The sequence below is a fragment of the Streptomyces sp. NPDC031265 genome (genome assembly GCF_055570295.1).
In genome coordinates, this window is record NZ_JBVIHM010000006.1 from 51,161 (window position 1) to 66,894 (window position 15,734).

Annotated in this window: 16 protein-coding genes and 1 pseudogene; 10 read left to right on the forward strand and 7 right to left on the reverse strand. The window is 72.5% G+C overall.

Going from position 1 to position 15,734, the window contains the following annotated elements; translation table 11 throughout:
* Positions 1-4: 4 nt before the first annotated feature.
* Positions 5-310 carry a MazG-like family protein gene (locus ACZ499_RS12020; RefSeq protein WP_468674163.1) on the reverse strand — a complete coding sequence of 102 codons (306 nt, stop codon included), beginning with the start codon at positions 308-310 and terminating at the stop codon, positions 5-7.
* Between the two features lie 375 nt (positions 311-685).
* Between ACZ499_RS12020 and ACZ499_RS12025 the strand changes: the two genes are divergently transcribed.
* Genes ACZ499_RS12025 through ACZ499_RS12050 form a run of 6 tightly spaced genes read left to right on the forward strand, consistent with a single transcriptional unit; the run spans position 686 to position 5,902 of the window.
* Positions 686-2,050 (forward strand): ATP-binding protein, encoded by a 1,365-nt coding sequence (locus ACZ499_RS12025; protein ID WP_468674165.1) that lies wholly within the window; start codon positions 686-688, stop codon positions 2,048-2,050.
* Positions 2,047-2,469 (forward strand): roadblock/LC7 domain-containing protein, encoded by a 423-nt coding sequence (locus ACZ499_RS12030; protein ID WP_385537610.1) that lies wholly within the window; start codon positions 2,047-2,049, stop codon positions 2,467-2,469. The genes ACZ499_RS12025 and ACZ499_RS12030 overlap by 4 nt, the downstream gene beginning before the upstream one ends.
* Positions 2,466-2,825, forward strand: coding sequence for a DUF742 domain-containing protein (locus tag ACZ499_RS12035; protein WP_190091195.1), 360 nt, complete (start codon positions 2,466-2,468; stop codon positions 2,823-2,825). The genes ACZ499_RS12030 and ACZ499_RS12035 overlap by 4 nt, the downstream gene beginning before the upstream one ends.
* Positions 2,800-3,432 carry a GTP-binding protein gene (locus ACZ499_RS12040; RefSeq protein WP_329396516.1) on the forward strand — a complete coding sequence of 211 codons (633 nt, stop codon included), beginning with the start codon at positions 2,800-2,802 and terminating at the stop codon, positions 3,430-3,432. Before ACZ499_RS12035 ends, ACZ499_RS12040 begins: the two co-directional genes overlap by 26 nt.
* Positions 3,429-4,676 (forward strand): cytochrome P450 family protein, encoded by a 1,248-nt coding sequence (locus tag ACZ499_RS12045; RefSeq protein ID WP_468674169.1) that lies wholly within the window; start codon positions 3,429-3,431, stop codon positions 4,674-4,676. The genes ACZ499_RS12040 and ACZ499_RS12045 overlap by 4 nt, the downstream gene beginning before the upstream one ends.
* Positions 4,673-5,902 carry a cytochrome P450 family protein gene (locus ACZ499_RS12050; protein WP_468674172.1) on the forward strand — a complete coding sequence of 410 codons (1,230 nt, stop codon included), beginning with the start codon at positions 4,673-4,675 and terminating at the stop codon, positions 5,900-5,902. The genes ACZ499_RS12045 and ACZ499_RS12050 overlap by 4 nt, the downstream gene beginning before the upstream one ends.
* A gap of 133 nt (positions 5,903-6,035) precedes the next feature.
* On the opposite strand, the gene ACZ499_RS12055 is transcribed toward ACZ499_RS12050, so the two are convergent.
* Both ACZ499_RS12055 and ACZ499_RS12060 read right to left on the reverse strand, forming a co-directional pair.
* Positions 6,036-6,752: a flavodoxin family protein gene (locus ACZ499_RS12055; RefSeq protein ID WP_468674174.1), complete on the reverse strand. Its 717-nt coding sequence runs from the start codon at positions 6,750-6,752 to the stop codon at positions 6,036-6,038.
* 109 nt (positions 6,753-6,861) lie between these two features.
* The gene (locus tag ACZ499_RS12060) at positions 6,862-7,362 is read right to left on the reverse strand and encodes an Asp23/Gls24 family envelope stress response protein (RefSeq protein WP_385537628.1); all 501 of its coding nucleotides are present in this window, start codon (positions 7,360-7,362) and stop codon (positions 6,862-6,864) included.
* A gap of 281 nt (positions 7,363-7,643) precedes the next feature.
* Here ACZ499_RS12060 and ACZ499_RS12065 point away from each other — a divergent pair, with 281 nt between their 5' ends.
* The 3 genes from ACZ499_RS12065 to ACZ499_RS12075 all read left to right on the forward strand — a co-directional run bounded on the left by ACZ499_RS12065 (position 7,644) and on the right by ACZ499_RS12075 (position 11,795).
* Positions 7,644-9,194: an FG-GAP-like repeat-containing protein gene (locus ACZ499_RS12065; RefSeq protein ID WP_468674176.1), complete on the forward strand. Its 1,551-nt coding sequence runs from the start codon at positions 7,644-7,646 to the stop codon at positions 9,192-9,194.
* A 253-nt stretch (positions 9,195-9,447) separates the two neighbouring features.
* On the forward strand, positions 9,448-10,614 hold the full coding sequence (locus ACZ499_RS12070) for a glycoside hydrolase family 64 protein (protein WP_468674543.1): 1,167 nt from the start codon (positions 9,448-9,450) through the stop codon (positions 10,612-10,614).
* A 131-nt stretch (positions 10,615-10,745) separates the two neighbouring features.
* Positions 10,746-11,795: a glutathione S-transferase family protein gene (locus ACZ499_RS12075; protein WP_468674178.1), complete on the forward strand. Its 1,050-nt coding sequence runs from the start codon at positions 10,746-10,748 to the stop codon at positions 11,793-11,795.
* 16 nt (positions 11,796-11,811) lie between these two features.
* On the opposite strand, the pseudogene ACZ499_RS12080 reads toward ACZ499_RS12075, so the two are convergent.
* Positions 11,812-12,288 (reverse strand): annotated as a pseudogene (locus tag ACZ499_RS12080) (serine hydrolase); the annotation flags it as partial.
* A gap of 92 nt (positions 12,289-12,380) precedes the next feature.
* Between ACZ499_RS12080 and ACZ499_RS12085 the strand changes: the two are divergent.
* Positions 12,381-13,904 carry a beta-ketoacyl-[acyl-carrier-protein] synthase family protein gene (locus ACZ499_RS12085; RefSeq protein WP_468674180.1) on the forward strand — a complete coding sequence of 508 codons (1,524 nt, stop codon included), beginning with the start codon at positions 12,381-12,383 and terminating at the stop codon, positions 13,902-13,904.
* Here the strand turns inward: ACZ499_RS12085 and ACZ499_RS12090 are convergent.
* The 3 genes from ACZ499_RS12090 to ACZ499_RS12100 are packed head-to-tail and all read right to left on the reverse strand — an operon-like array spanning position 13,901 to position 15,603.
* Positions 13,901-14,236: a glycosyl hydrolase family 18 protein gene (locus ACZ499_RS12090; protein ID WP_468674545.1), complete on the reverse strand. Its 336-nt coding sequence runs from the start codon at positions 14,234-14,236 to the stop codon at positions 13,901-13,903. The genes ACZ499_RS12085 and ACZ499_RS12090 overlap by 4 nt on opposite strands.
* Positions 14,169-15,017, reverse strand: a complete 849-nt coding sequence (locus tag ACZ499_RS12095; protein ID WP_468674184.1) for an alpha/beta fold hydrolase — start codon at positions 15,015-15,017, stop codon at positions 14,169-14,171. Before ACZ499_RS12095 ends, ACZ499_RS12090 begins: the two co-directional genes overlap by 68 nt.
* Positions 15,010-15,603, reverse strand: a complete 594-nt coding sequence (locus ACZ499_RS12100) for a TetR/AcrR family transcriptional regulator (RefSeq protein WP_468674187.1) — start codon at positions 15,601-15,603, stop codon at positions 15,010-15,012. Before ACZ499_RS12100 ends, ACZ499_RS12095 begins: the two co-directional genes overlap by 8 nt.
* Positions 15,604-15,734 lie beyond the last annotated feature (131 nt).

Consider the following 15,734-nt stretch of genomic DNA (forward strand, 5'->3'; position numbering starts at 1 on the left):
GACCTCAGCCCTCCGTGATCCGGATCAGGACTCCACGCTCGTCGCGTACGTAGGCGCGGCGGCGGTTCTTCTCCAGTTTGCGGGCGACCTCGTCGTCCAGGTCCACGCCGTTCATCTCCGCCAGCGCCACCAGATAGAGGAAGACGTCGGCCAGTTCCTCGCCGAAGTCCGGGAGACGCTTGCGCCAGGCCGTGAACGCCTCGCCCACCTCGGCCGTGAGCAGGCCGAACTCCAGCGGCACGTCGGTGACGTTGAACCCCTTGTCGATCTTGTTCTCCCAGGCCTGCTCCTGAGCGGTCCGGATCTCCAAGTCTCCTCCGTGCGGTGCGGCGGTGGCGTCCGTCCAGCCTAGCGAGGGCCGAACGGGGCCCGCCCGCCGATCCGGTTCAACACCGGGGTGCCGGTGGCCGATAGGAGGGGGACACGCAGACGGCGAGGAGGAGTACGGCGGCGAGTCGCGGCGCCGCCGCTACCGGGTCCGCAACTTCTTCAACCAACAGTGGGCAGGTGTCAGTCCCGACACGCTGACGTTTCGTACAGAATCGGACTCCCGCGTTCAGGTTCGAAAGGATCTTCGTGTAAAACAGTGCGGGACCGGTCAATGACAGTGTGTACTGGCCACGTTCGCCTCCCGGGGCGGTCGTCCACATGCCCCTTCTCCCGATCTCCCCTGAAGGTCCATCAGATGATTGAGATACCGGACCTGGCCGCCGGAGGCCTGGCGGCCGGGACCCTGTCCGCGTTCGTGCTGGCGGGCGGGCTGCTGCGCTCCCGGCGCCGGGGAGCCCGGCAGCAGGAGGAGATCGCCGGGCTGCGCTCCCAGGGGGACGGCGCCCGCGCCGAAATGGGCCGGCTGTCCCGGGCGTACGCCGCCGAGGTGGCCCATCTCGCCCAGCGGCGCGTCCCGGCCGAGGCGACCCGGGCCGCGCATCCGCACGTGCAGGTGCCCGGCCCCCTCCACCCGGACCTCGCGGGCACCGAACTCGGCGCTGGCCTCGACGGCGTCCTGGAGGGGATCGCGGCCGCCGTGGCGCAGGAGCGCAAGCGCGTCGACGCCGCCGCCCGTGCAGGCATGCGCGGCGCCACCCGGGAGATCCAGGCCGGGCTCTACCGTCTCCAGGACCAGCTGCGCGGACTCCAGCAGCGCTACGACGACCCCGAGCTGGCCCAGACGCTCTTCGCCCTCGACCACGAGAACGAGCAGTCGCTGCGGCGCGCCCAGGTCACCGCCGTGGTCTGCGGCGCCTGGGTCGGTCTGGCCCGCGAGGAGTCGCACCTGGTGGACGCGGTGACCGGCGGCCAGTCCCGGCTCGTGGGCTACCACCGGGTGCGGGTCCACAACCATCTGGAGCCGGGCACCGCGCTCGTCTCGCACGCCGTCGAGCCCGTCGCGATCATCGTGGCCGAGCTGCTCGACAACGCGCTGCGCCACTCCGCCCCGGACACCGAGGTCGTGGTGAACCTCGAACGCGCCCACCACGGCGTCTCGGTCACCATCGACGACGCCGGGGTCGGCATGAGCCCCGACGAACGCGCCTACGCCCAGCGGATGGTGGCCGGGACCGAGCCGATCCTGCTCTCCGAGCTCGGCGACCCGCCCCGGATGGGCCTGGCCGCGATCGGCCAGCTGACCCGGCAGTTCGACCTCGCGGTGGACCTGTCCTCGCCCTCGCCGTACGGCGGTGTCCGCGCGGTGCTCCTGGTCAAGAACCATCTGCTGAGCCGGATCGACCCGGCCCGGCGGCGGCCCGCCGCCGCCGCGCCGCGCTCCACGCGCACGGCCGACGAGCAGCCCGCCCTGGAGCCTGCCGCGCCGTACGCACGAGAGGTGGCCGCCGCGTACGACACCGGCCCGATCACCCATGAGCCCGCGCCCGACGGTGACGCGCTGCCTCAGCGGCGCCGCCGCGCCCGGGCCGCGCTGCCCGCCGAGACGGCCGCGGCGCCCGCCCGTACCCCCGAGGAGTCGGCCGCCGCGCTCGGCGCACTGCAGTCCGGCACCGCCGCGGCCCGCTCCGCCGCCCCCACCGAAGGGAACGAACCGCGATGAACAGCGGCACTACCGGCGAAACGGCGTGGGTGCTCGACGCGATCCTGGAGATCCCGCACGTCCAGGCCGCCGTCCTGCTCACCCGGGACGGCCTCGTCTCCGGCTACACCAAGGCCCTCTCCCAGGCGTCGGCCGAGCGCACCGCAGCCATCATGAGCACCGTGCAGGGCGCCTGCCGCACCGCCGCGGCCGCCTTCGCGGACCAGGAGGACGCCCGTATCCGCCAGGTCGTCATCGAGTCGGACCACGGCTACATCCTGGTCGCGCCGACCGCGCACGGAACCTGTGTGGCCGCCTACGGCGACCCGGAGGTCCGGCTCGACCTGCTCGCCCACCGCGTCCACTCCCAGGTGGCCCGGCTCGGTGAGAAGACCATGGCGGCCGCGCCGCGCGGAGCCGACGGCGCCACCCACGTATGACGGGCCGCCGCGGCGGCCGTCCGCTGGTCCCCGCCTATCTGTCCACCGGCGGCGTCGCGCGGCCCAGCCGCAACAGCCTGGAGCGGCTGTCCGTGCTGACCGGCGGAGGCGGGCCGGAACCCGCCGGACTGCCCGCCGCCCAGCACGCCCTGCTCGACGTGCTGGACGGCGGCTCGCTCACCGTCGTCGAGACGGCGGCGCTCCTGGAACTGCCGGTCTCCGCCGTCCGGGTGCTGGCCGCCGAGCTGATCGACCAGGGTCTGGTGAGCGCCCGCCCGCCGATCCCCGTCGCCGCACTGCCCGCCCCCGATCTGTTGAAGAGAGTGGCCGATGGCCTCCGCGCCCTCAAGCAGTAGCCCCGGCCCCACCGGCGCCGCCGGGGCCCGTGGGATCCATCTGCCCGACACCGCACGCGAGTTGGTGAAGATCCTGGTCGCGGGGCCGTTCGGGGTGGGCAAGACCACCCTGATCGACTCGGTCTCCGAGATCCGCCCGCTGCACACCGAGGAGCACCTGAGCGAGGCGTCCGCCCGGGTCGACGACCTGGCCGGCGTCCGGGACAAGACCACCACCACGGTCGCCATCGACTTCGGGCGGATCAGCCTGGGCGGGGGAGTGGTGCTCTACCTCTTCGGCACCCCCGGGCAGGAACGTTTCCGCTCCCTGTGGGCGGACATCGCCTACGGGGCGCTCGGCGCGCTCGTCCTGGTGGACACCCGGCGCATCGACGACTCCTTCGACGTGCTCGGCCTGGTGGAGGAGACCGGACTGCCGTACGCGGTCGCGCTCAACACCTTCCCCGACTCCCGCCCGTACACCGAGGAACAGCTGCGCCGCTCGCTCGACCTGGAGGCCGGCACCCCGATGGTGACGTGCGACGCCCGCGACACCAACTCCTCCATCGACGCGCTGCTCGCGCTCGTCCAGCACCTGATCGCCCGCAACCGCCCGGAGACCCGGTGAACGCGCACCCCGCCTACCCCGCCCCCGCAGCCGCCTTCTCGCTCTCCGCCCCGGTGCGGCTGTGGGAGGACGGCTTCGCCGCCGACCCGCACGCCTACTACGCGGCGCTGCGCGCCCAGGGCCCGGTCGGCTGGGCCGAACTCGCCCCGGGCGTCCCCGCGTACGTCGTCACCGACCGGCGGGCCGCGCTCGACCTGCTGCACGACCCCGACACGTGGTCGCACGACCCCAGGCCCTGGGAGGCCACGGTCGCCGCCGACTCGCCGATCCTCGGCATGATGCGCTGGCGGCCCAACGCGCTCTTCGCGGACGGCGACGCCCACATCCGCTACCGGCGCACCCTCCTTGACGCCTTCGACCTGGTCGAGCCGCACGACCTGCGCGAGCGGGTGCACCGGGCGGTGGACATCCTGGTGGACCGGTTCGGACCGGCCGGGCGGGCCGACCTCGTCACGGAGTTCGCCCGCCCCTTGATGGCGCTGATCTTCAACAACCTGTTCGGCCTGCCCGACAGCGAGAGCGGCCGCCTCAACGACTCCCTCGGCCAGATGATGGAGGGCGGCGAGCAGGCGGCGCGGGGCGAGGCCGAGTACGGCCGCTACGTCCTGGAACTCGTCGCGGCCAAGAGCGAGCGGCGCGGCGACGACGTCACCAGCCGGCTCCTGGACCACCCGGCGGCGCTCACCCCCGAGGAGGTTGCCTGGCAGGTGTTCCTCACCCTCGGCGCGGGCCACGAGCCCACCGCCAACCTCGTCTCCAACGCGCTGTCGCGCATCCTCGGCAACCCCGCCTACTACTCGACCCTGACCAGCGGCTCGCGCCCGGTCACGGACGCCGTCGCCGAGGTGCTGCGGTACGAGACCCCGCTCTCCAACTACGGCATCCACTTCGCCCGTGAGTCGCTGAGCTTCCACGGCGTGTGGATCCAGGCCGCCGTGCCGGTGGTCGTCTCCTTCGGCGCCATCGGCCACTTCGCGGAGCACGACTTCGCGGGGGCGCACCACCCGCACGACGCCTCGCACCTGTCCTGGTCCGCCGGGAACCACGGCTGCCCGGTCAAGCAGCACACCCTGCTGATCGCCACCGAGGCCATCGAGCGGCTCACCCAGTGGCTGCCCGACCTCGACCCCACCACCGAGCGCGGGCGCCTGACCTGGCGCCCCGGCCCGTTCCACCGTTCGCTCACGTCGCTGCCCGTCCGCTTCACCCCGCGCACCCCCGACCAGCCAGGAGAACGAGCATGACCCCGTCCTCGCGTGTGCCCCTCGACCCGTTCGGCGCCGACATCCCCGCCGAGAGCGCCAAGCTGCGCGCGCTCGGCACGGTGGTGCCCGTCGAGCTGCCAGGGGGCATCCCCGCCTGGGCGCCCACCGGTTACGACACCCTCAAGTCCCTGATCCTCGACCCCCGGGTCAGCAAGGACCCGCGCCAGCACTGGGGGCTGTGGTCCGAGCTCGCCGAGCACCCCGACTGGGGGTGGATCCTGGGCTGGGTCGGCGTGATCAACATGCTCTCCACGTACGGGCCCGACCACACCCGGCTGCGCAAGCTGGTCGCCCCCAGCTTCACCGCCCGGCGCACCGAGGCGATGCGCGCCCGGGTGGAGGAGATCACCGCCGAGCTGCTCGACGAGCTGGCCGAGGCGGCCGCATCCGGCGAGCCGGTCGACCTGAAGGCGGCCTACGCGCACCCGCTGCCGATGCGGCTGATCTGCGAACTGTTCGGCGTACCCGGCTACTTGGTCAAGGACATGGCCCGGCTGATCGCGGCCATCATGGACACCTCGGACCCGAGCCCCGAGCACGCCGAGTCCGTCCAGAAGCAGATCGCCTATGTGCTGCCGTCGCTCATCGCGTTCAAGAGCGAGGTGCCCGGCGACGACATGACCACCGAGCTGATCAAGGTCCGGGACGAGGACGGTGACCGGCTCAGCAACGACGAGCTCGTCTACACGCTGCTGCTCGTCATTGGCGCCGGCTTCGAGACCACGGTCAACCTCATCGGCAACGCCGTCGTCGACCTGCTCCACCACCCCGACCAGCTCGCCGCCGTCCGCTCCGGCGAGATCAGCTGGGACAACGTGATCGACGAGGTCCTGCGGGTCCACCCGTCCATCGCCACCCTGCCGCTGCGGTTCGCCGTCACCGACATCACCGTCGACGGGGTCACCATCCCGGCGGGCGACGCCATCGTCACCACCTACGCGGCGGCCGGCCACGACCCGGCCCACTACGGCGAGAACGCCGGAGCCTTCGACGCCACCCGCGCCGCCGACGACCACCTGGCCTTCGGCATCGGCGTCCACCGCTGCATCGGCGCGCCGCTGGCCCGGATGGAGGCGCTGGCAGCGCTGCCCACCCTGTTCGACCGCTTCCCGGACCTGCGACTCGCCGCCGACGTCGACGAGTTGAGCCAGGTGCCGTCGTTCATCGCCTTCGGCTACCAGGAGATCCCGGTCCGGCTCGGCTGAGCCGGCGGGGGCAGCAGCTGTACGTGGCGGGCGGGGGCGCCGAGAGGAACGGCGGCCCCGCCCGCCGCGGCCGACCCGGGGGCGCTCCACCGATTCGTTTCGGACGATCTGAGCCCCCGGTGCCGCCCGGACTTCACCGGTGCTCGGGGTTGGCGAAGTCGTCCCGGCAGCCCGCGTCCCATGCCGACCGCTGGTTGCCGTGCGCGGGGATGCCGCCCGCCCGCTTGAGCATCGCCGCCAGGTGCATCAGGTTCCAGCTCATGAAGGCCGTGTTGCGGTTGGTGAAGTCGTTCTCGGGGCCGCCCGAGCCCGGCTCCAGATACGACGGGCCGGGCCCCGCCTCGCCGATCCACCCTGCGTCGGCCTGCGGCGCGATGGTGTAGCCGAGGTGCTGGAGGCTGTAGAGGAGGTTCATGGCGCAGTGCTTGACGCCGTCCTCGTTGCCGGTGATCAGACAGCCGCCGACCCGGCCGTAATAGGCGTACTGGCCCTGCTCGTTGAGCAGGCTGGAGCAGGCGTAGAGCCGCTCCACCACCCCTTTGGCGACGGAGCTGTTGTCGCCCAGCCAGATGGGCCCGCAGAGCACCAGGATGTCGGCCGCCATCACCTTCTCGTACAGCTCGGGCCAGGCGTCGCTCGCCCAGCCGTGCGCGGTCATGTCGGGCCAGACACCGGTCGCGATGTCGTGGTCGACGGCGCGGATCACCTCCGTGGCCACCCCGTTCCCCTCCATCACCGCGCGGCTGCGGTCGATCAGACCTTCGGTGTTGCTGACCTCGGGGGAGCGCTTGAGCGTGCAGTTGACGTAGAGGGCGCGCAGGTCGTCGTAGCGGTACGGGGTCGGGGCCATCGGTTCTCCTCGGGGCGGTCGGAGTCCTCCCCAGCCTCCCGGGTCCGGGGCCGCCGGGCCACCTCGGCGGCCCCGAACGAATGAGCCGGGCCCCGGCGGCCCGGTCCCGCTACTGCACGCGGCCCTCGGAGGCCTCGGAGGCGCCGTCGTCCGGCAGGTGGACGTCGTCGACCGAGATGTTGACCTCCACGACCTCCAGACCGGTCATCCGCTCCACCGCCGCGATCACGTTCTCGCGCACCTCCGCCGCGACCGCCGTGATGCTCACGCCGTACTCCACCACCACGTCCAGGTCGATGGCGGTCTGCCGCTCGCCGACCTCGACCTTCACGCCCCGGCTGACGGCCGCGCCGCGCGCCCGCGGCACCCGGTCGCGCATCGCCCCGATGGTACGGGCGAATCCGCCGCCCAGCGCGTGGATGCCGGGCACCTCGCGCGCGGCGAGCCCGGCGATCTTCTCCACCACGCCCCCGGCGATCGTCGTCCGGCCCCGGGTCGCCGGTGGCTGACCCGCACCGCTCCGCGCGGACTGCAGGGTGGTGCCCGAAGTGCCGGTGCGGTATTCGTCGGTGTCGGGTTTCTCAACGGCCGGGCTGATCGGCTCCGTCATCCGAAGCCACCTCCTGGGTTGGGGGCTGGAGCGCGGAATCCGCGCGTTCTCGTCCTGCGAGTACCGTGCGCGCGGCTTGTCATGCGGGCAAGAGGGCGTTCCACGCCCGTTGTTCTTTGTCCCGCGCGCGTCAACACGGCGTCGTCCGCTGCTCCGGCCGGGTTCTCCTGCTGTACAAGCACGCGCGAGACGGTGGTCCGGAGTGATCCCATGACTGCCGTGACAACTGATGCCCCGTCAAGACAAGGCGTCACCGGCGCCTTTCCGGCTGGAGGAAGATCATGAGACGTATCCGGTTGACCCGCGGTCTCCTCGCCCTCGCGGGCGCGCTCTCCCTGGCGACGCTGCCCGCGAGCCCCTCGGCCGCCGACCACAAGGGCACCCCGGTGCTCCGGGTGATGCCGCTGGGTGACTCGATCACCTGGGGCGGCGGCAGCCCCACCCTCTCCTCCTACCGGCGCCCGCTGTGGCAGATCATGCGGCTCGAAAGCCGCTACACCGTACGGTTCGTGGGCTCCAAGGCCTCCGGCAGCTTCGCCGACTTCTCCAACGAGGGCCACAGCGGCTACGTCATCGACCAGCTGCGCGACGGCATCGACGGCTGGATGGCGGGTGCCCGGCCCGATGTCGTACTGCTCCACATCGGGATCAACGACATCGCCCGGGGCATCGATCTGCCGCACGCCCCCGACCGGCTGGCGGCCCTGGTCGACCGGATCTACGCGGACAAGCCGGGCGTCACCGTCCTCGTGATGGGCCTCATCCCCACGACGAGCGGCCTGGAGGAGCCCGCCAAGGCGTTCAACGTACGGGCCGAGGCGCTGGAGGAGACCGAGAGCCAGGCCGGGCGGAAGTTCCGCTATGTGGAGCCGCCCGCGCTCACCTCGGCCGAGTTCGTCGACCAACTCCACCCCAACGACGCCGGATTCCGGCGGATGGCCTGGTCCTTCTTCAAGCCGCTCGACGCGGTGTGGCGGCGCGGCTGGGAGAGCGGCGGCCCCGCGCTCGGCGCCGGTACCGAGGCGGGCGGGGCGAACTCCGTGCGCTGGGCGGACTTCGACGGCGACCGCCGCACGGACCAGTTCACGCTGGACGGGCACGGCGGTGTGTCCGTCCGCCTCAACCGGGGCGGCGCGGGGCACGGCGGCTGGAAGTCGCTCGGCCGGGTCGTCCAGGGCCTGCCCGCCGCCCCGGCCCGGGTGCGGTTCGCGGACTTCGACGGCGATGGCCGCGCCGACTGCTTGGCCCTGGACACGAACGGCGCCGTACGCGTCTACCTCAACCGGGGCGGCGCCCCGCAGGGCGGCTGGCAGGCACTGGGGCAGGTCACCGAGGGCACCACGGAGGACGCGAGCCATGTGGTGTTCGCGGACTTCGACGGCGACGGCCGGACCGACTACGTCACGCTCGGCGCCACCGGCGAGGTACGGGTGCGGCTCAACCGGGGCGGCGACGGGCACGGCGGCTGGACGGACTGGGGCCGGGTCGCCACCGGGGTGACCGCCGACGCGAGCCGGGTGCGGTTCGCCGACCTCGACGACGACGGCCGCCCCGACTACAGCGTGGTGGGAGCGAACGGCGCGGTCCGCGGCTTCCTCAACCGGGGCGGTGACGGCCGGGGCAGCTGGGTCGACCTCGGCACCACCACGACCGGCTTCACGACCGACGCCGCGCGGGTGTCGCTGGCGGACTTCAGCGGGGACGGCAACGCCGACTACATCCTGGCGGGCCCCTCGGCCACGGCGGCGTCCGTGCACTCCTGGGCGGGCGGCGACGGACACGGCGGCTGGGTGGACCGGGGCCGGGTGGTCTCGGTGGCACCGAGGCCGTAGCCCTGAGGTGACGGGGGCCGCGGCATCGGACAGGGGCGGGGCCGCGACAGCAAGTGAACGATCCGGCCCCGCCAACACCCTTGTTCCTCAAGTTAATTGACGCACACTCATTGACACGGCTCCTTCCGGCCACGATTCTGAGAGCGCTCTCACGAGGTGGAAGAAGTGGTTCCCCCTCGCGGCGCCCCCCACGTACGTCGCCGATCTGATGAGGAGTTGGAGCGTGTCCGCTCTAGGAAAACCGCTGGCGCCCCTGGTCGCCGCGTTGCTCGTCGCAGCGGGATTCACGGCCACCGGCGCGGCATCCCCGGCCACCGCCGCCGTGCCCTCGACCATCCCGCTCACCGTGACCAACAACTCCGGCCGCGGTGAGCCGGTCTACATCTACAACCTCGGAACGCAGCTCTCGACCGGCCGGCAGGGCTGGGCCGACGCCAACGGCACCTTCCACCCCTGGCCGGCCGGGGGCAACCCGCCCACCCCGGCGCCCGACGCCTCGATCGCCGGGCCGGCGAGCGGGCAGTCGACGACCATCCGGATACCCAAGTTCTCCGGCCGCGTCTACTTCTCGTACGGCCAGAAGCTCGTCTTCAAGCTCACCACGGGCGGTCTGGTGCAGCCGGCGGTGCAGAATCCGAGCGACCCGAACCGGGACATCCTCTTCAACTGGTCCGAGTACACGCTCAACGACGCCGGACTGTGGATCAACAGCACCCAGGTCGACATGGTCTCGGCCCCGTACGCGGTCGGTGTGAAGACGGCCGACGGCACCACCAAGTCGACCGGGCATCTGAAGCCCGGCGGCTACAACGGCATCTTCACCGCGCTCAAGGGCAAGCCGGGCGGCTGGGCCGACCTGATCCAGACCCGGCCCGACGGAACGGTTCTGCGCGCGCTCGCCCCCGGCCACGGCATCGAGTCGGGGGCGCCGGCGAAGACCGTCCTCGACGACTACATCAACCGGGTCTGGCAGAAGTACAGCACCTCGACGCTGACCGTCACGCCCTTCGCCGACCAGCCGAACACCAAGTACTTCGGCCGGGTCTCCGGCTCCACGATGAACTTCACCAACAGCGCGGGCGCGGTCGTCACCAGCTTCCAGAAGCCCGACTCCGCCAGCGTCTTCGGCTGCTACAAGCTGCTCGACGCCCCGAACGACCTGGTGCGCGGCCCGATCTCGCGCACCCTCTGCGCGGGCTACAACCGCTCCACGCTGCTGGTCAACCCCAACCAGCCCGACACCGGGTCCGCCGCCTTCTACCAGGACGCGGTGACCAACCAGTACGCCCGCGAGATCCATTCCCGGATGGCCGACGGCAAGGCGTACGCCTTCGCCTTCGACGACGTCGGCAACCACGAGTCGCTGGTGAACGACGGGGATCCGAGGCAGGCGTATCTGACGCTCGACCCGTTCAGTTAGGGCAGGCCCCAGCCCTGGGCCCGCCCCGACGGGGGACACAGGCTCGACCGGGCGGCTCATCCCGTGGGAGATCTCCCGCTTCGGGGGAAGGCTCGCAGAAAGTACGCGAGTCCAGCGGGAAGGAGACGGCGATGAGCCGCCCCGACGACAGCGACACGGCGGGCATGGAGGGCACGGACGGCAACGCGGGATACGGGAACAAGCCGTTCAAGCGCTCCCGCAGCCACTTCGTGGACCGCATCACGCGGGACGGGCGCGACGGCTGGCCCGTCGAGTACGGCCGCTACCGGCTGGTCGTCAGCCGGGCCTGCCCCTGGGCGAGCCGTGCCCTGGTCTCCCGACGGCTCCTCGGCCTGGACGACGCGCTCTCGCTCGCGGTGGCCGACCCGATCCAGGACGACCGCAGCTGGCGCTTCACCCTCCATCCGGACGGCCGGGACCCGGTGCTCGGCATCCGCTACCTCGGCGAGGCGTACGAGGCGCGCGAACCCGGCTACTCGGGCGGCGTCAGCGTCCCGGCGATCGTGGACGTGCCCAGCGGGGAGCTGGTCACCAACGACTTCCAGCGGATCACCCTGGACCTCGCCACCGAGTGGCGCGAGCTGCACCGGGCGGGCGCACCCGACCTGTACCCCGAGGAGCTGCGCGACGAGATCGACGAGGTGATGGACGGTGTCTACCGCGACCTCAACAACGGGGTGTACCGGGCCGGTTTCGCGACCGGGCAGCGCGAGTACGAGGACGCCCACCGCGATGTGTTCCGCAGGCTCGACCTGCTCTCCGGGCGCCTCGCGGACCGCCGCTATCTGGTCGGGGACACCATCACCGAGGCGGACATCCGTCTGTTCACCACGCTGGTGCGCTTCGACGCCGTCTACCACGGGCACTTCAAGTGCAACCGGAACAAGCTGATCGAGGACCCGGTGCTCTGGGCCTACGCCCGGGACCTCTTCCAGACCCCGGGCTTCGGCGACACCGTCGACTTCGACCACATCAAACGGCACTACTACATCGTGCAGTCCGGCATCAACCCGACCGGAATCGTGCCCGTCGGCCCCGATCTGTCCGGCTGGCTGACACCCCATCACCGGGAGCAGCTGGGTGGCCGGCCCTTCGGGGACGGCACCCCGCCGGAGCCGGTGCGGCGCGGCGAGGCGGTCCCGGAGGCGGGCCGCCCCTGAGCGCCGCGCCCGGGGTTCACAGTGCGCTGCAGACGGCCTCGACCAGCGCCATCGTGCGCGGGTCGTCCGCGATGTGGGACCCCATGCGGTTCATGACGCAGCCGAGGGAGATCCCCGCCTCCGGGTCGGCCAGGCCGCCGTAGCCGTCGTGGCCGACCGCGCGCGGACTGGGGCCGCTCAGCCACAGGCCGAGGCCGAGCTCGGTCCCGTGCGCGAAGCCCGCGCCGACCACCCGGTCGCGGCAGGCGCCCTGGCCCTCGCGGACCCGCTCGGCGGCCTCGGGCGCCAGGATGCGGCGGTCGCCGCAGCGGCCCCGCCGGACGAAGATCCCGTGGAGCGCGGCGACCGCGCGGGCGTCGCAGTGGCCGTGGACTGGCGGAACGTGTTCGGTCACGGCGGGCATGGCGGGACCGTACCGACTGGTCGGACTGTACGGAAGCGGGTCGGATGCCTGATGGGGTGCCCGGCCCGCCGAGGTGCTGGTGCGAGGTGGGACGGGCAAGATGTTCCCAGATCGCTTTATCGACTTCTTAGGGTTGAAGTGATGCCCTGGAGCCGTTCACACGTGCGAACCAGGAAGCGGCGATGAGCGAAGAGTCGGTCATGGGCGGGGAGTGCTGCCTCCTCACCACCGGAGAACTCGTACCGGGCGACGTGGTCGCGACCGGCGTGGACAGCTGGCACGTCGTGACGCGCACCGCGCCCGCGAGCGAGGCCCGGACCCGGCTCGTCCTGCGCCCGGTGGGCGGCGGCCCCGACCAGGAGCGCCTCCTGGACCGGCGCGAGCGCCAGGTGGTGCGGGTGGGCCGGGTCGACCCGGCCGACGTGACCGAGCCCGAGGGCCCCGGCACCGGCAGACGGCGGGTCGTGGTGACCGGCCTCGGCGCGCTCACCCCGCTCGCAGCGGACGTGCCCGGGCTCTGGCAGGGGCTGCTCTCGGGGCGGTCGGCGGTGCGGCTGCTGGAGGACGAGGATTTCGACGCGCTGCCGGTACGGCTTGCCGCCCGGGCCGCGGTGGACCCGGCCGACCTGCTGCCCAGGCCCCTGGCGCGGCGGATGAACCGGTCCGCGCAACTGGCCGTGCTCGCCGCGCGCGAGGCCTGGCGGGACGCCGGCCTGGACCTGGAGGGCGCCCGCGAGAGCGGGCTGCTGCCCGCCCGGACCGGGGTGTCGCTGGGGACGATCATCGGCGGCGCGCCGGTGCTCGTCGAGGCCCAGCGGCGGCTTGAGCAGCGGGGCCCGCGCGCGGTCTCGCCGCACACCGCGCCGATGCTGGTGCCGTCCTCGGCCGCCGCCCAGATCTCCATCGACCTCGGCATCCTGGGCGAGGCGAGCACCCTGGTGTCGGCCTGCGCCTCCGGCACCGAAGCCATCGGGCACGCCATGGACCGTATCCGTGACGGACACGTCGACCTGGTGGTGGCGGGCGGCACCGAAGCCGTGATCACCCCGGCGATCCTGGCGTCCTTCGCCGCGATGAGAGCCGTTTCCACCAGCAACGATGAACCGGAGTCCGCGTCCCGCCCGTTCGACAAGAAGCGGGACGGATTCGTCCTCGGCGAGGGCGCGGGCGTGCTGGTCCTGGAGGCCGAGGAGCACGCCCGGGCGCGGGGCGCGCGCATCTACTGCGAGGCCGCCGGAAGGGGTCTCTCGGCCGACGCCTTCCACATGGCGGCCCCCGAGCCGAGCGGACGTGGCATCGAGGTGGCGCTGCGGGCGGCCCTGGCGGACGCGGACGCCACGGCGGCGGACGTGGTCCACGTCAACGCCCACGCCACCGCCACGGTCGAGGGCGACCGGGCCGAGGCGCGGGCCCTGCGCCGGGTCCTGGGCGCCCACACCCCGGACGTCCCGGTCACCGCCAACAAGGGCGCTCTCGGCCATCTCCAGGGCGGCGCGGGCGGCGTGGAGGCCGTCGCCACGGTCCTGGCGCTGCGGGACGGACTGGTCCCGCCCACGGCCGGGTGCGACGACGTCGAGGACGGGATCGCCCTCGACGTCGTACGCCACAGCCCGCGCTCACTGCCGCTGGACGGCGACATCGCGCTCAGCGACTCGTTCGGCTTCGGCGGCCACAACGCGGTGCTCGCGTTCCGGACCATCGGCTAGGGCCTGGCTGCCGGAGCCGCGCCGGGCCCCTCAGCCGAGCCCCCGGCCAGCGCGCTCATCAGGGTGCCGCCAGGTGTGTCGCCGGACATCTCCCAGACCATGGCGCCGAGCAGCCCCTTCGACTTGAGGTAGGCCGTCTTCCTGCCGATCGACCAGGTGTCGTCGAAGGTCCACCACTGCCCGTCGGCCCTGGTGTGGCCGTACGTGGAGGACCAGTCGGTCAACCATCTGGTCCAGACCTTTTTCGTGAGCCCGTCCCAGCCGCTACACCACGTCCTCGGCCATGGCCGCCGCCAGCGTCCGCCGCAGCACCTTCGCGAAACGGACCGGATGCGTGCTCAGACCGACGTGGCCGCCCGGGAATTCGACCAGCCCGGTGCCGAACCGCTCGGCCAGCACCGCCGCCGGGCGGGCGAGCAGCAGATCCCGGGAAGCGCGCCCGCACGCCGGGACCAGCCGCCCGGAGTGCGCCGCCAGCGCGTCCATGTCCGGCATGTGCCCGCTGAACCGGCGCAGTTCGCGCTCCAGGAACTGCGGCATGTTCTCCCGCATCCGCCGGAACCGCTCGGCGCTCGCGCTCACCGAAGTGCCTACGTCCCGCTCGTCGTCCGGCTCGTCGGCGCCCTCCTGACCCGCCGCCGCGCCGAGCGCGGTCATCGCCGCCTCCAGGCCGTCGCGGCCGAACGCCTCGACGACGTCCGCGAAGGCCGCCCGCCACCGGTCCGCGTCGGGCAGCAGCCCCAGCGTCGGCGGCTCGTGGGCCACGACGAGCCGCAGCCGCTCCGGGTGCCGGGCCAGCAGGTCGAGCGCGATGATCGCGCCCGAGCTGCTGCCGAAGACGAAGGCGGGCTCGCCCGGCGAGACTTCGGCGAGCAGCCGGTGCATGTCGTCGCTGTGCACCTCCACCCGCTGGTCCCGGCCCCGCTCACCGGCGGCGCTGCGGGACTTGCCACGCGGGTCGACGGCGACGACGGTGAACCGGTCGGCCAGGTCGGCCCCCACCAGGTCGAAGGAGGCGGCGTCCCCGCCCCCGCCGGGGATCATCAGCAGCACCGGACCGGTGCCGCGCTTCTCGTAGTACAGGGTCGCGCCGGGTACGCGCAGTTCAGGCATGGTTCGCTTCCTCTGTGGGTGAGGCCGGCCAGTGTTCGAGAAGGACGTGCAGGGCCGCGACGGCCCGCCGCCACGAGGTGTCCACGTCGCGTACGTGGTGGAAGCCGCCCTGGGCCTCGATGCTGATGTAGCCGTGGAAGGTGCTGCGCAGCAGCCGTACCGCGTCGGTCAGATCCGGCTCGGCGAGCCCGTAGCCGCGCAGCATCCCGTAGGTGATCTCCACGGTCCGCCGCATCGCGGGCGAGTCGGCGACGGCCGCCGGGTCCACCCGGATCTGGGTCGCCGCGTACCGGCCGGGGTGGGCCAGTGCGTACGCCCGGTACGCGTCGGCGTACGCCATCAGGGAGTCCCGCCCCGACCGGCCCGCCACCGCGACGGCGATCTCGTCGATGAGCTCGCCGCCGGCCAGCAGCGCGACCCGGGTGCGCAGGTCCCGCACGTTCTTGACGTGGGAGTACAGGCTCGCGTCCTTCACGCCGAAGTGCCGTGCCAGGGCCGACAGGGTGACGTTGTCGAACCCGATCTCGTCCGCCAGATCGGCGGCCGCCGCCGTGACCCGGTCGGCTGTGAGTCCCGCACGTGCCATGTGCCCCGTACCCCCGTCGTCGCTGTCTTCCGCCCTGGAACCGACGTTCCTAGGCTTCCTAGGTTAAAACCTAGGATACATAGGCACGTTTGTGTGTGCCATCCATATCGTGGGCGGGGTGATTCGGAACG